This is a genomic window from Hyunsoonleella pacifica (assembly GCF_004310335.1).
Taxonomy (GTDB): Bacteria; Bacteroidota; Bacteroidia; order Flavobacteriales; family Flavobacteriaceae; genus Jejuia; species Jejuia pacifica.
This window is the reverse complement of record NZ_SIRS01000001.1, coordinates 351,942-368,259: the sequence shown is the minus strand read 5'-3', so window position 1 is coordinate 368,259 and position 16,318 is coordinate 351,942. Positions and strand designations below refer to the sequence as shown.

Annotated in this window: 9 protein-coding genes; 3 read left to right on the top strand and 6 right to left on the bottom strand. The window is 33.6% G+C overall.

All coding sequences use genetic code 11. From position 1 onward, the window contains the following. Positions 1 to 74: 74 nt before the first annotated feature. The 6 genes from EYD46_RS01420 to EYD46_RS01395 form a co-directional block, all read right to left on the bottom strand. Positions 75 to 1,466: a cellulase family glycosylhydrolase gene (locus EYD46_RS01420; RefSeq protein WP_206662881.1), complete on the bottom strand. Its 1,392-nt coding sequence runs from the start codon at positions 1,464 to 1,466 to the stop codon at positions 75 to 77. 44 nt (positions 1,467 to 1,510) lie between these two features. Then, entirely contained in the window at positions 1,511 to 3,193 is a 1,683-nt protein-coding gene (locus tag EYD46_RS01415) for a GH39 family glycosyl hydrolase (RefSeq protein WP_229731251.1), read from the bottom strand. Positions 3,194 to 3,284: 91 nt separating this feature from the next. Beyond that, positions 3,285 to 4,055, bottom strand: coding sequence for a 3-keto-disaccharide hydrolase (locus tag EYD46_RS01410; protein WP_130935267.1), 771 nt, complete (start codon positions 4,053 to 4,055; stop codon positions 3,285 to 3,287). A gap of 10 nt (positions 4,056 to 4,065) precedes the next feature. Continuing rightward, on the bottom strand, positions 4,066 to 5,655 hold the full coding sequence (locus EYD46_RS01405; protein WP_130935266.1) for a sulfatase: 1,590 nt from the start codon (positions 5,653 to 5,655) through the stop codon (positions 4,066 to 4,068). A gap of 208 nt (positions 5,656 to 5,863) precedes the next feature. Continuing rightward, on the bottom strand, positions 5,864 to 7,654 hold the full coding sequence (locus tag EYD46_RS01400; RefSeq protein ID WP_130935265.1) for a glycoside hydrolase family 43 protein: 1,791 nt from the start codon (positions 7,652 to 7,654) through the stop codon (positions 5,864 to 5,866). 34 nt (positions 7,655 to 7,688) lie between these two features. Next, positions 7,689 to 10,544: an alpha-L-rhamnosidase gene (locus EYD46_RS01395; RefSeq protein ID WP_130935264.1), complete on the bottom strand. Its 2,856-nt coding sequence runs from the start codon at positions 10,542 to 10,544 to the stop codon at positions 7,689 to 7,691. A gap of 283 nt (positions 10,545 to 10,827) precedes the next feature. Between EYD46_RS01395 and EYD46_RS01390 the strand changes: the two genes are divergently transcribed. The 3 genes from EYD46_RS01390 (at position 10,828) to EYD46_RS01380 (ending at position 15,699) form a co-directional block, all read left to right on the top strand. Next, entirely contained in the window at positions 10,828 to 11,853 is a 1,026-nt protein-coding gene (locus tag EYD46_RS01390; protein ID WP_130935263.1) for a hypothetical protein, read from the top strand. Between the two features lie 708 nt (positions 11,854 to 12,561). Next, positions 12,562 to 13,554 carry a hypothetical protein gene (locus tag EYD46_RS01385; protein WP_130935262.1) on the top strand — a complete coding sequence of 331 codons (993 nt, stop codon included), beginning with the start codon at positions 12,562 to 12,564 and terminating at the stop codon, positions 13,552 to 13,554. A gap of 723 nt (positions 13,555 to 14,277) precedes the next feature. Beyond that, the gene (locus tag EYD46_RS01380; protein ID WP_130935261.1) at positions 14,278 to 15,699 is read left to right on the top strand and encodes a discoidin domain-containing protein; all 1,422 of its coding nucleotides are present in this window, start codon (positions 14,278 to 14,280) and stop codon (positions 15,697 to 15,699) included. Positions 15,700 to 16,318: the final 619 nt, after the last annotated feature.

The window sequence follows — 16,318 nt, the reverse complement described above, 5'->3', positions numbered from 1 at the left end:
AAAAAAAAGAATGAAAAAGAATTTACTTTTAAAGAGGTTGTTTATCATTTTATGACTAAAAAAAGTTGAATTATTTAAAAATTTCTAATACCAGGAACCACTCGAATATTAAGTTCTTTTTGAGTTTCTGGCCATTTCAAAATAATGAGTTTTTGTGTTTTCTCATCCCAAATAAAGTTTGAAGCGTCGATGTGTTCTGGTATTTTATAAACTTCTAGTCCTACATTTTTTATAGGATTTAAATAGAGTATAATATCGTTACCTATTAATACTGAAAAACCATCTGGATAGTGTCTGTTTGCGCCTATGAAAATTTTTGAAATACCTAATTGATTTTTAGGTATAAGTTTTATATCTAATGTTCTTGTAGCATGGTTAAATAAGAATGACTGGATATCACCTGCTATTTTTTGAGGAAATGGTCTAGAAATTACATCAGTAATATATTTTCGTTCTACTGTACCAGCATCAGTACTATCACTGAAAATTGCCCAAGTTGAAGGACCTCCAGGTAAAAAGTTCTGCATACTTCGGTTACCTAAAAACCATGCTTTTATTGAACCTACACCCATTCTATCAAAAACTTCGGCTGTTTTTATATAAAGTTCACGGTATTTTAGTTGCCCTAGCCTTCCACTGATTAAGGTATCTGTCCTAGCAAAGGTAGGGAAACCCCATTCGCCGATGAGTATTGGAGCGTTTAACAAATCTGATTCTCTATCAAAACGATCCATGACAGGTTTTACAAGATCCATATTGTCCTGGTAAATGTGCGGTGCAAACACCACATTTTCTCGTTTTATCGGAACTATAATTTCAGCATATTGGTTGTTATCAATAGCTTCCCCCTTATTCATAAATATAGATTGAATCAGAATCTTTTTATCGGCATTGATTTTTTGACTTTCATCAATTATTCTTTGGTATAAAGGAATTAAATACTTTTTAGTCAATTCATTGTATGTAATATCCATGGAGAGTTTCCTTGGTTCATTAACCACATCATATCCCACAACAGCATTATCATTAGCATAACGTTTCCAAATTACTTTCCAAGCATCAATATAGGTTTTGTAGTCGTTGTTTTGATTTAACCAGAAGTCTTCCCACTTAAACCTATCTACACCATATACCGTCATTTTAAAAACGGTTTTAATATCATGGTTTTTACCTAGCATGACAAGGGTGTCCAGCTTTTTTAAATATTGAGGCTCTAATTGTCCACCAGGAAAATTACTAAGTTTTCCTAGTTCTAAACGAATGACTTGAAAATTAGCCCCCATGCGTACCATACGTGCATAATCGTCGCTGTCAAAAAACACTTCGCCTTTGTGGTCGTTCGTATTCATTACAAATCCTCTGGGAATCAAATGCCTGCCTAAATCATCACGAAGTCCGTGTTTAATTTGAGAAAATAGACTTAACGTAAATACATAACAAACAAGAAGGAGTGTAAACTTTTTCAACTGAATTATTATTTTGAAATTTATAATCTAAGCTTAAAAGGTATTTATTCTGGAATAAGTTCATAGAGTTTAACACTATGCGGTTCTAGATCAACTTTAAGGATAAGACTTCCATCTCCTTTAATCACCAAAGAGTCTGATACCGTTTTTGGAAGTTCAGCCAAACCTTGATACTTAGATAAGTTTGCATTTAGCACATCTCTCCATCCATCGCCAAATCTATCTGAAGGTCTATTTCCATAAATACGTCCGTTTGTATCTTCAGAAACCCCTGCTGCTCTTAAATCTTTGTAAAGTTCGTGCATCATAATACCATTATTTTTATCTACAGTCCATTCATTCATTTTCCATTTATTTCCGCTAGAAATAAGACCTCCTTCAAGCTTAGGGTAAATGGTTCGACTTGAAGTACTTGTTCTTGATGGATTATGGTTGTAAACTAATAAATATATAACATCTCCTTTAACTACTGGAATTACGCCTGCATAGCCACTAAAATTATCTATTGCTTCTAGCCTATTGCCATCTTCCATTTTTTGGAACATACGCATTACATTTTTTCTACCTTGAGGCAAATCACTACCTTCTATTTCTTGTCCCCAATCGTAAATTTCGTTGATTCTAAATTCATGAACCATATCAGCAACGGTAGCATACCAACTTGCACCAAGTTCGGTACCATCTGTTAAACTTAAACCACGCTTTCGATTTTCATCTCGAAGTATTCCAAATTCTTGTATATCCAAAGGAATATCACTGAACTGGGGGTAACTGTTCAACTTGTTTCTGTAAGGTTGAATTTTTTCAGGCAAGGCTACTGTGTTTTGATCTATTTTTTCATAATATGAAATACTAAAGAAATCCATTTTAGTGCCTCTTTCTCCTGTTGCATAATTAATACCATTCGCACAATGATCGATTAACTCTGTTGTATAAATTGCAACTCCTTCAGTTAGCATATTACCTGGACCAACTATGGCATCTGGTATCACTTTTAAAACTTCATCAACAGTAATATCATAATGCTTAAAGTAATCTTCCATAGTCCCATTCCAGTGATTAGGAGCATAATTTGGTTCTGTACTTACCCTAAAACGCCATGTTTTAACTTCCTGCATACCAAATTCATTTACAAGTGTTGTTAAAAATGCATTTACGTATTGTCTCCAATGGTCGTAATCATCTGGTGGGCTTGTGTTCCCAAAGGCATTAACTACTTTATTAGCAACCATCTCCCAAGGTACTTTACTTAAAACTATTCTTGGTTTAAAACCAGTACTTCTAAAGTTTCTCATGGTAGTAATTAACTCACTAAAATCTGTAATTATATTACCTGATGCATCAACTCCCTTGTAAAACATATTTAGATTATCCGTTCTACCTCCCATAGATCTAACCAAGTTGTAACTTTTCACATAATCCTTTATGGGTTGTAATGAGTTTCTAAAACTACTACCATTAAATCTGCTTTGATTTATCATTGGTCGTATGGACCAAAAGTTATAAAACTGCCCTACTACACCTCCTGTATTTATAGTAGCTATTTTATTAGCATCAATATCCGCTTCGTTTATGGGTTGAGGTGCTTCGGTCTCCTCCGGTTCTTCGGGTTCTGGAATTTCTATAATTTCCTCTACTTCTTCAGCTTTAGAACATGTATAAAATAGTGTAAATGATATTATAGGTATCATTAACACAAATAGTCTTAAGGTTTTCATTGTTTTCATGACCTCTTTCTTTTTAGCAATAACAACAAAAATAATGCCTTTTACATAAAAAACAGACCTGTAGTGTCATGACAAAAAACGAATCTAATCGCTATAAATGCTTTATAAATATATTTTTATACTCTATTTTCATTGGGGGTCCAACATGCACTTGAACACCAATGTAACCTTTCATGGTTCTGTTTATCGTATCTAAATCGGTAACTTCACTCATCAAAATACCATTTACAAAATGTTGCATTGTATTTCCATTTACTTTTATGTAAACTTTATTCCAAGTATTTGCCTTAATGTTTGATTTTAATTGAGATTTAGAACCTAACGTATCCACCACTGTTCTTGTTTGCCAACAATTTTTTTTTACATGTTTACGGAGATTATTTTTTGGAATGCTATCTGGCATTTTAGCAATGTTTACTTTTTCTCCCATGTATGCCAATGTGGTACGCTTTCTTTCTTCGTAGTTCTGCCCCGTATACCTGTTTCTACCATCTATATCGCATTGATAGCCTCTTAGCGCAAATGGTATGCCTTCTATCATTTCACTTCTATAATTAATGCCACTGTTCCCTAACTCTGAAACTCTGTATTCTAGTTTTAGTTCAAAATTGTCGGGCTGTTCTTTGTTATAGATTATGAATGAATTGCGTTTTAAAATTGTTTCTGGTGTAACCTCGCCGATTAGTATACCATTTCCAACACGCCAATACTTAGGATCTCCTTCCCAACCGTCAAGGGTTTCTCCGTTGAACATTGAAATAAATTCATTTTTATTATCGACTTTCTTTTTGGATTTTGTTCCGCAAGAAACAAGAACACCAACAAACAAAACACTTAAACAAGAAACATAAATACCTTTCATCGCTTTTAAATTAATCAACGGTTATTTGACTTCCCCACCAATCCATATTGGGTTCAAAATCTGGAGATAATACTTCCAGTCTTTGCTTTTCTAGGTTTGGTAATTTTTTATCTACTAAACTTTGCAAACGCTTTTTGCGCTTATCTTGATTGAATTCTGTATCTGTGATTGGATACTTCGCGTTTACTTCATTTAACCACGTTAGCAGTTCATCACTTAAATTTTTGGCTATCTCTGAATGCTGAGCAATTACATTTTCATTATAGTTTTCACTTGAAGGCAATTTAAATAATTCCTCTCGTCCATCTTCCCAATAATGGATTAACTTCCAACCCTCTTTCTGAATAATAGATGAGGGTTCTCCTCCTTGATTCCCATAATGCGGATAGTGCCAAAACAATGGTCTATTGAAATCGGTTTGCTTCCCTTCTAGTATTGGTCTTAAACTTACGCCATCTAAATGCTGTTCGGTTTTTAAAGGCAGATTTGCTAAATCTAAAAGTGTAGGGTATAAATCAGTACTTACCACAGGAACTTTAGAAGTTTTCACACCTTCCAACCACGGCACTTTTATAAAAAACGGTTCTTTTATACCTCCTTCCCATTGGTACCCTTTTCCGCCTCGTAAAGGTAAGTTACTTGTAGCGTAATGATCTCCAGAGGCTACGCCTCCATTATCTGAAGTGAATACAACAATTGTATTATCGTCAATACCGTTATCTTTTAATGCTTTTAATACGACACCTACCGCATCGTCCATGGTTTCTACCAAACCACCGTAAATAGGGTTGTCTTGAATTCTTCGTATAGGCAAAACACGCTCCATCTCATAGCCCGATTTGGCAATACCCATACTATCGCCTTTTTTTCTATACTTACTCCATTTTTCTTGTGTAGTTTGTATAGGTGCATGTACGGCATAAAAGGATAAAAACGCAAAAAACGTAGAATCTTTATGTTTGGCAATAAAATCAGCTGTTTCGTTTGCCAAACGCATGGTAAGATTTTCCCCTTTTTGCCTATTTTCTAGTTTGGGGTTATTAAATGGCGCAAAGAAACCACCTGATGGCCCACCGCGATGAAACCCACCTTTATTTATATCAAATCCATGGTCTTCGGGATACGACCCTTTATCGCCTAAATGCCATTTTCCTGCAAAAAAGGTTTTATATCCGTTATTTTTAAAGGCTTCTGCAATGGTTATATCTTCTTGTGGTAACTCCATCACATAATCTGCTGGCAGTAATTTATCATGTCGGTTTCTTGTGCGCCAATCTTCTCCCGCTTTTGCGCCTATCCAGTCGGTAATACCATGACGTGCTGTAAACTTACCTGTCATGATACTGGCTCGCGATGGACTACACACTCTACTAGCTGCGTAGCCATTAGTAAACATCATACCTTCGTTTGCTAGTTTATCTACATTTGGTGTTTCGTAAAATGTACTACCTGTTACTCCTAAATCATGATAGCCTAAATCATCAACTAAAATGAATAAGATATTAGGTTTAGAATTTTCTTTTGTTGCTTCGGTGTTTTTTTGACATCCAAAAACGGATAGTGTAATACTACAATATACTATTAATTTTAACTTATACATAGCTATGCTTTTAGTTTTTATATCGTCCCTTTACTGATAGACTCATCTTATGTATCGGAGAGGTATCTTTTTATTTTTTATTGAAAATACGGGCTTTGATAATACTCTAAAATTTCGTTATGGATTCCTGCCTTTGCAGGAATGGCAAACAAAAGACCTGCTGTTGTTAGGTAAAGCGGAAAGCCAAATTTTCTATCAACAATAATTTCTATTTATTTTTTGCTGCTTTTGGTCCATCATAATCATAGGTAAACCAATCCACATCAATATACCCAGCATCTTCTTTTTCGTTCCATGAAAAGAAACCCAAGCGGTCTCCCGTCCATTTTCCGAAAGCAATGGTAAATGTTGGTCCAAAACGTGTGTAATTTTCGCCATCTAAACTGTACTCATAGGTGGCTTGGTTACTGTTGTTTGATGTTTTTACGTATAGATTGTTTTCTGTTACTTCTGGTCCTTTAGTTTTTTGTGCCATGCCGTTCATATAAAACAAGTGTTTTTTTCCGTTTTCGTCCACCTCTACGCCTAATAAATTAAACACGCCTCCATAACGTACAAAACCTGCTAATTGATGTGGTTGCATACCTGAAATATCAAACTTTGCTACAGCGGTTCCTGTGGTAACTCCCATAATACGTTGACTTAAAGTATTGCAAGCACGCCAAAAATCAGAATCGGAGCCATCGTTGTTTGTCCACTCGTTTATGTTTGGTCCGTAGCCTTTTTCATTGGGTAATATCTTGCTTGCTTTTAATCGTAACCAGCCTTCGCGCTCAGTAAGAGACCAATGCGTATTTCTTGGATTGTGGTTCCATTCCCATTGAAATCCTAATTTAGACGATGAAAAATCATCATCAGAACTTGGTGCCGAAATCGGATAACCATCTATTGGTTTTTTATGTTGTTTTACAGGCTCTCCAATGCCATCATTATCTTCGTCTATACCAATAATTGGCCATCCATCAACCCAATTTACAGGTTCTAAACATTGCGGACGTCCTTGAAATGGAATGGTATCATTTTGAATTAGCTGATGCATGTACCACCACGATTTATCTGGTGCTTGCATCAACGCTCCTTGGCTGGCACTACGGTTGTTAAATACGGTTCCTTTTTCCAAAACAGTTTTTACCTCATATGGACCATAGATGCTTTCTTTAGAGCGCAGAACAATTTGTTTTCTATCGTTTTTAGGGTTTTTAACACCTGGTTTGGTAGATTTATCCCCCATAGTCCATTGTGCTAAAAAGATATACCAGGTACCATCAATTTTATAAATTTTGGCTGCTTCAGCACCCATACCCGTGTACACTAATTTACCTTCGTCTAGGATTTTAGTACCATCCCAACTCATTTCATAAATTCGGTTTTCATTACCCTCAATTTTATTATCTGGACTTTTTTGCTTGCCTGCGGTATTTACTATTACATAAGCTTTGTGAGTGTCTTTATCCCAATACACCGCTGGATCGTCCAACACTTTTGCCTTTGGCAACATAAATATTGGTTTACTCCATGGCCCTTTAATATCTTTAGCTGTGGCCACCATTAATCCATGTTGATAGTCTATTTGATAGCAATACCATGTACCTTCATGATATGCTAAATCTCCTGCCCAAGTTCCGAAGGAATAACCATTCATTCTATCCCAATTGTATTCTGGTGCCCATGATAAACTTTCAAAAACATGCCCAACATTAGTCCAATTTACCATGTCTTTGGATTCTAGAATTGGCATTCCTGGAGACATGTGCTGCTTGGAAGTTATCATATAATAAGTATCTCCTACTTGCTCTATATCTGAATCTGGGTAATCGGCATTTAAAATTGGGTTGATGTAAGTACCATCACCTTGATCGCCAAAGCTTCCTGTTTGTGCTTTTACTATTGCCGTTTCAGTAGTTCCGCTTTTGTTTTTAGAATTTGAATTACAACTTGTACATGATATTAGTAACGTAACTATTAACAATTTAAAAATGGTATTGTAAGGGAATTTCATTTTTTACAATAAGATATTATAGTTTTTATAAAATTTAGTGTTTTGAATATTTGATGTTATATTCTCCAGAGCCCAAAATAATAGCGTCATTAGTAATTTCAACGGTGTTGTTTTCTTTAAATTCTGAAATAGGAGTTCCATTAATTTCAAGGCTTTCTAATTCTGATGCGGTTACCACAACTTTAGCTTTTGTATTAAATGGCACTGTAAGATTCATGTTTAGCATTTTATTATCTGTATGCCATTTATTAATAATAGTACCATAAGGTGTTGGGACAGATACTTCTGTTTTTGTAATGGCACTTGGAAACTCAGGATTTACAATAAACATTTTATACCCTGGGTCTGATTCAGAAGATTTTATTCCTCCCAGAGATTCATAAAAATAAGCTGCAAAACCACTATGCATAGGGTGGTTTAACGAGTTGGTTGGCCCCGTCATTTTCTCCCATTCAAACTGACGCTCTGGCCATGTTGTAAAACCTTTACTCATGACGTACGCTTGACTTGGAAATTCTGGTGTTGTTAAAATTTGATGAGCTAAATCTGCTTTACCATATTTAGTTAATACTGTATAGATGTAGCGGTTACCATGTATCCCTGTAGAATGATGCCCTCCTTTTACTTTAACTATATCATGAGCTAAACCGTTTACTACAGCTTCTATTTCGTTATCTGGCACAATACCAAACTGTAACGCTTGTACTGTGGCTGTTTGACTTTGATACCATTTATGCTTTGTGCCTGATATCTCTTTTAAAAATTCCTTATTGAAAGCTGCCTTTAAATCTTGTTTTTCTTTTTCCATTTTAATGGCAAAAGGTATATCATTATTCATTTTAGCAAAAGTTTCCATGATACCCAAAACATCATAAAAATAAGCATTGGCTGAAATTATAGGGTCACACTCCATAGCAGAAGGGTTTTTACGTCTATCCCATCGTGGTGGACACCAATCTCCCATACCGTCTTGCATGATACCATTTTCGCCTTTGTAAGACAGGTAAAAGTTTGTTAAACCTCTCATTTCTTCATAATAATCTTTTACAATAGTATCATCTCCATAGTACAAATAATTATACCAAGGTAAGTACATGGTGGCTACTCCCCAATCTATTTTTGCATAGGTTGATGTACGCTTTCCTGGTGCAATCATGGTTGGTACCTGAAACTTTAAATCTGGATTGTTATAACCTTTTGTTGGACGCATTTGCGTTCGTATATCTTCCATATATTTTTTATAGAAATCATACATATCGTAGTTGTACAAGGCATACTCACAAAATGCATGTGCATCTCCTAACCAACCACATTTTTCACGATGTGGGCAATCTTCTGGAATGCCATGTACATTATCTACAATAGTCCATTTACTAATGCTATGCATTTTGTTAAGTAAATCGTCTGAAGATACAAAGCTTCCTGTTTCTTGAATATCAGTAGCCACTAAAACCGCTTTAATCATATTAGCATCTGGTTTTGTAGAGACGCCTTTTATTTTTGCATACCGAAACCCGTGATAACTAAATTTAGGTTCCCAAGATTCTAAACCATCCCCTTTACAGATGTATTTATATATTTGAGCCATTCCATTAGCACCTCCTCCTGTTGAACCTTGAAAAATATCTTTACCGTTGGTTAGCAACGCTTCTGTAGTTGTAATTTCAATGAGTTGTCCAGCTTTTTCTTGAACATTTAATTTTACCCAACCAGCAATGTTTTGTCCAAAATCTACAATCCAATTGCCATCTGGTGCTTTAAAAACCTTTTGCGGCTCAAACTCTTTCAGTTTTTTTATTGGTGATATTTGTTGTGCACTTATCGTTCTAATTTTAGGAGTAGTTTCTTTAACATTACCCCATTTTTCATCGTTGTAACCTGCAGTTGCCCAATCTCCTAATTCAAATCTTGCATCATAAGTATCTCCTCCATAAACATTATTAAAGACTATAGGCCCCGTAGATTCTTTCCAAGTATTATCTGTATAAAAGTCTAATTTAGAACCATCTTCGTATTCTATCTTTACTAATAATTTCACTGTTGGTGGCCCATAAGCCAAATCTTTTTCAGATTCTGGATCGCGTTTCCATGAAATATTTTGACCGTAAAACCCATTTCCTAAATTAATTCCAAATGCATTTTTTCCAGATCTAATTTCATTTGTTAAATCATAATTTACGTAATAGGCTTGTTTATCGTAATTTGAAGGTGCAGGATCTAATACGTGATCACCTACTTTTTCGCCATTCAAATACAACTCGTAATAGCCTAGACCACAGATATAAGCTTGCGCATTTTTAATGGTCTTATCAAAATTAACTTCTTTTCTAAAATAACTAGCTGCAAAACCATCAACTGGTTCTGGGCCTTTCATTTTACCTGTTTTATAATCTCTAAAACGATGTGGAGATGTACGCGTATCTTCATTTAAAGTAATCCACTTTGAATCGCCCCAATTTTCGTTAGTCATTAAACCCATTTTAAACTCTTGAGCATCTGACCAATTTGAGCTATCTCCATTTTCATCCCAAATTTTAACTTTCCAAAAATAGGTTTGCATCGCTTTTAAAGCTTTACCTCTATACTTCACAAAAGCAGATGTTTCACTTTTAACCTTTCTAGAATTCCATATATCAGCATTTTCTTCATTTAATTTCTCTTTTGAAGATGCTACTAAAATTTGATATGCAGATTGCGATTTAATGAATCCTTCTGCACTTGCAATCCAAGAAAAGAGAGGTTGTTCACTTTCTATGGCTGACGGATTTTCTTTTGAGTTAACTGTTTGTTTTTCAAAAGACATTGGTTTTTCTGAAGTGGAAGTGCTATCACAAGAGCTGCAGAAAATAGCCAAAAATATTAGTGGAATGAATACTTGTCTGTTTATCATTATCACGATGGTTAGTATTAAGTTATTTTTGAATCTTGCAAGCTATTAGAAATTGATAACTATATTGTCCTGTACTCTCATGCTATCCTAATTTCAACAGGTACTACACAATCTTAGTTAATCCCAATTAAATCTTCAAATAAAGCAATTTATACAAGATTTAAAAAAATATTATTAGAAAAACAGGTGACTACAGGACATAAAGCTCTTACAAAAAATATAAATTTATCCGATTTTATCACTTAAAATTAAAAAAAACAATTAACTTAAAACTATTAAACTAATGAAGAGACAATTAAATTTTACAAAAACCAGAGTATTTCGATCTTTTTTTTTAGTAGCCTTAATAATTACCTATGGCTGTTCTCAAAATGAGGATATCGTATATACTAACGACGAGTCTTCAAAAACAAAGTCAACAAATGGAACCTTAACAGGCAAAGGAACAAATCCTACAGAAATAGGTAGTTGTGATAATCCTCAAGATAGTAATGGTGATTATTACCGTAGATATACAGTTGGTGAGCTTAATGGCCTTAGTGACAGTGATGACTTAGTGCAGAAAAATGCTATTAACGGTAGAGGAGTAGACAAAATGAGATTTTTAGACGACCGAACTTGTGCTTTTAATTATTCGCAATCTGGCAACTATGGTATCTACAGAATAAGATCAGGCAGTAATAGATTTGGCAGTACTCTACAGCCAAGAATTGAACGTGAAGCTAGAACTGTTAACAGAGGCGGAAGTCGATTTGTAAGTGTTGAAGGCGTTGTAAATATTAGAAGTGTTGGTACTGGTAATCCTAGTAGTATTAGAAATACCAACTTAGCTACTATACAAAACCAACAAAGAGCAGGTGAGGGCAGCGGAACTTACATTATTCAAGCTAAGGGGCAACATGAAAACCAAACTGAAGGTTCAGGTGATCCTGCCATTTTACTTATTCTGGCAAAACCAGCAAACCCAGGACCTGGTGGAATACCAAGGTATAATTTATATGCTGAACAAATTTTAAGACCTGGTGGTGAGGGTTCTGACGGTAGAGAAATTAAATTTCTAAAAACAATAGATGGTAATACAGATGTTTTTATAAAAATGACAAATCGTTTTAGCAGTACTGGCTTAACCCAAAGAGTTGACGTCCAAATTGGTAGAAATCCAACTTTAAAATTCCACTCTTTCCTAGTACCGAATGATAGAGGAAGAAAAAGAGGAAAAAATGCAAAAATTAGATTTGGCGTATACAGATGTAATAATGGATCGGCAGATATTAGATGGCGTAATGTTAGACACAATTTTAGAGATTAAAATTCTTTACAACACTCTAATAAGTAAAGGCTATGTAAAATGAATACCATATTTTTGTGATAACAGCAACTATTAAGATGCATATTTTTAAATAATCTATACTTATTAAAGTTCTATTTTAAATCTCAATGAAACTAGCTTCATTGAGATTTTTTATTTTGTTGTTTTACTTTTATATAATCCGTTTCGAATTGCCAATTGCGATTTACTTGAACCCCTAGCACTTACAATCCATGAGAAAAGTGGCTACTCACTTTTTATAGTTTGTTAATCTTATTTTGAGTACATAGTTAGCTTATCAAAAAAAAAAGAGAAATGTTCGATATTGAAAGTTATTTATATGACTCAAAGAAAATGGTAAAAACACAAAAAAAGTAAGCTTTTTATATTATCCTTCTAAAAATTAGCTCTATCTCTCATCAACAGAATTTGTTCTAAAGTATTATTTTTAATAATTAATATCATTTTTCGTTGAATAGTAATTTTTGAATCTAATTCTTTCAATTATTTATTACTAAAGTAAAACCATGTGTTTAATACGGATTAACAACAACGCATTCAACCTTTTGTCGAAAAAATAAAGAATAACGTTAAAAACAGGATAGTACAGGATACAAGAATTATCTAACTATATGAAATTAACAAAAAATTAAGGTTTTTTTCGCAAAAAATCTTTAAGCCAATTTTAAACTTAAATCAAAAATTAAAATGAAAAGACAATTAAATTTTTTAAATGTAAGCTTAGCACAAGTTTTTTTTACGGCCACATTATTAGTAATTACATCTTGTACACAAGATGAAGCAGTTGAAAATATTGATGATACTATATCAATAAATGAACCAGAGGTTGATACAAATAATCTGGCTTCAAAGAAAAAAGGCAAGAAAATTTCCGCCTGCAATAACCCTGGTGGTTACCAATTATACACTTATGGAGAGACTAGCAGCAGTAATACGGATAGCCAAGACCTAGTTAGTAAAACAGCACAAAATGGTATAGGTGTTGACGTAATAAGATTTTTAGATGACAGGACTTGCAAATATAATTATTCGCAATCTGGCAATAGAGGTATTTACAGAATAGCAGCTGGAAGTAATAAATATGACGCAAAACAACCAAGAATTGAACGTGCTACAAAAACTGTTAACAGAAAAAAAGGAAACTTTGTAAGTGTTGAGGGCACTGTAAAAATTAAACGTGTTGGTAACAAAGCTACAGGTAATTATCCTTCTAATGACCCAAGAGATCAAAGAGGGACTTACATTATTCAAGCTAAAGGAACGCATTCTCATGCAACCATTGGATCTATAGACCCTGCTATTATGTTGGTTCTTGCCAAAGATAAAGGTAATGGAACTGTAGATCTATGGAGTGAGCAAATAACAAAACGTGGTGGTTCAAGTAATACTGGAAGGGAAATGAAGTTTATTAAAAATGTTGCAAAAAACACTACCTTTAAAATTAAAATGGTAAACGGCTGGAGTACCGACACAAAACAATATGTTAAAATTTATATTAATGGTAGATTAGAGCATACACATAACGTTCCTAATACAAAAATTACTAAGAAAGAGAATGGTGAGGATGTAATAAGGTTTCAAACAGGTAAAAATGCTAAAATACGTTTTGGAGTCTACAGATGCCATAAAGGAGAGGCAAATATTGAGTGGAGCAATGTAAAACATAATTTTAAAGGCTAATAATAATTATATATTAAGCTTCACTAAAGCGTGTAAAAACAAAATAAAAGCAAATTTTGTAACACAAATATAAGGTTGCAAGTAAAAATTACTTCTTGCAAAATTCTAAAGAAGGCTGTATTATTGATTGATACAGCCTTCTTATATTTTCCTATTCAATATTATTTATATACATTTAATAGCTTAACAATTTTATTCCCCCCGTAATCCTGTTCTAACCAAAGTCTCATAACGTCTCTTACATATATTGGCAAGGGTTAATAGATTTACAATAATTAGCCAATACAGTAGTGTAATGGATCCCTATATGGTCTCCTCCTGTTTTAAATAGTTTTTTATAGAAATATTGGTTTACCATACCAACTCACACCTACTTTTTCCATATTAATGTAAAATACAATATTGCTTCTACATGTTTTTTCTGAGTGATAAAAGATCTTTTAAGTATTATTTTGTTCATCTTATATACTTCTTTTAAAATAAAGTTTAAAAAAACATATTTACTCTATTTCAAAAAATATTAAGCTATAATTTAATACGATTTTTCTTTATAAAAAACCATAAGAATATATCAAAAACGCAAAGTATATATCTTTAATTAACTTGTTTATATATATTTTCAACCCAAAATACAGGATACTGCAGGATACTGCAGGATACTGCAGGATACTGTAATGAAAAATGCATTTTACATTTAGGAAAAATTAACTTAAAACTAAAAACATGATTTTAAAATTGACAAAAATTAATTTGAAAAGTTTAGCATTACTGCTTACACTAATTATTGCTTTTGCTTGTTCCTCAGAAGAGGATATATCAGTTGAAGAAACTTCAATTGAGGAAATACAACCTGAAAAAGTAGAAATAATACCTGTAGAATCTCGTTTACCTCCTGGCGAAAACTCAAATTCTAGTCTTACAGCAATGGGAATACCTACATCTTCCCCTGTTTGTACAGGATCTGGAACAAATTCATCAAGAATTTACTTTGTAAATGGAGAGGATTTTAATGACACTGGTGTATCAAAATCCAGAGAACTGGATGATAGAACATGTAAATATAATTACCAGCAACGCAATACTGGAGGTAGAAAATACGGAGTTTATAGAATTGCGGCCAACTCTAATCATATAGATCAAATAAGAGATGACGGATCTCAATTACAACCAAGAATAGAGCGTGCCAGTAGAACTATTAGTGAAACTGGTGATGGTAGTTATGTAAGAATATCAGGCTATGTAACGATTAGAAGAGCTGGTCACCAGTCAAGCTCTCTACCCAAATCTAATGTTAACAATCCTTCTGGAACTTATATCATGCAAGCAAAAGGTACACACACTGGTGCAACTAATGACCCTGCTATCCTTTTATTATTAGCCAAGCCTAATTTTTCAGGCTCTACTCAAGTAAGTTATGATATTTATAGCGAACGCATTACAGTTAGAGGAGGCTCAGGTAGTAGTGGCAGGGAGTTAGTAAAATTAACAACCATACCTGCTAATACAAGAAGATTTATAAGTATGACAAATGGTTTTAGAGCAAATGGACAACAGTACGTAGATGTTAGAATTGGCGGAACTACTTACCCCTTTAATGTACCAGGAAACATAGGTTTGCAAGCAAAAATACGTTGGGGAGCTTACCGTGTTAAAGGAGGAGAAGCAGACATTTGGTGGGATGGTTTAAGTCAAAAATCTGTGTCCGTACCTGCTGCTACTTCTAATAATAATAATGATGATAACTGGAATCCCGCCTTAAGTATTACAAAAGATGCAGTAGAGATGTATTCTAGTAGTGATTGGAGTAGTTATTATAATCCCTATAAAGCTAATGATAGTAATTTAAATACTAGATGGGCTTCATCTGCATATGGAACACAACATTATTTAGTTGCTAAATTTTCAGGAAACAGAACTGTGAAAAGTGTTAGAATAAAGTTTGAAAACGCATACTCTAGCAATTTTACGATTTGGGCTAAGCATAATGGAATATGGTATGATTTAGGTAATTTTTATAATAATAAACTTGATGTAAAAATAACTGGGCTAAACGCTTACGCCAGTGAATATTCCGTTCACTCTTATGCAAGTAGCGGTGCTCACAATCATATATCAATAAAAGAATTTGAATTATATTCTAACTAATTTAAAATAGTACTAAGTTGTACAAAAAAAAGGTCGTCTAAAAAATAGTTTTTAGGCGATTTTTTTTTATAAACCTCGGGTTTTGTGTGTATTGTTTTTTTAAGTTGTAGGAGTGTAGTTAAAATTACTTGGAGTTGTCATACACTATTAAATTGTATTCTTTGAGGTTAATTACCATTGCAATTAGCCTTATTTTTGTATTTATTTTTACCTGAACAGAAGTTGGCAATAACATTATGGCCAATACTTATCCCGCTAGAGAGCCTCATAAAGTGTACGTTCTCAACAAAAGCCTGTTCTACCTTACGTTAGAAATAAATGTTACATAAATAAGAACACATAAGTACTTTTAGTAATTATTATGAGTAAAAACTATAAGTGCCTTCCTCTTTATAACTGTGCTATATACACTAATGTAAACTTGGCATAAATAATATTAAATACCTTAACTGGATGATTAACGAATATAAAACATTACAAGTTGAGGGAAGAATGCCAAATTATAACTAATTACTAGTTTTCTAGACTGGTAATGCTTTCATAACTTAAAATTTATAAAGTATCAAACCCATTCAAAAAAAGAGATTACATTCTTAGGCAGCCTCTTTGTTTTAAAAAT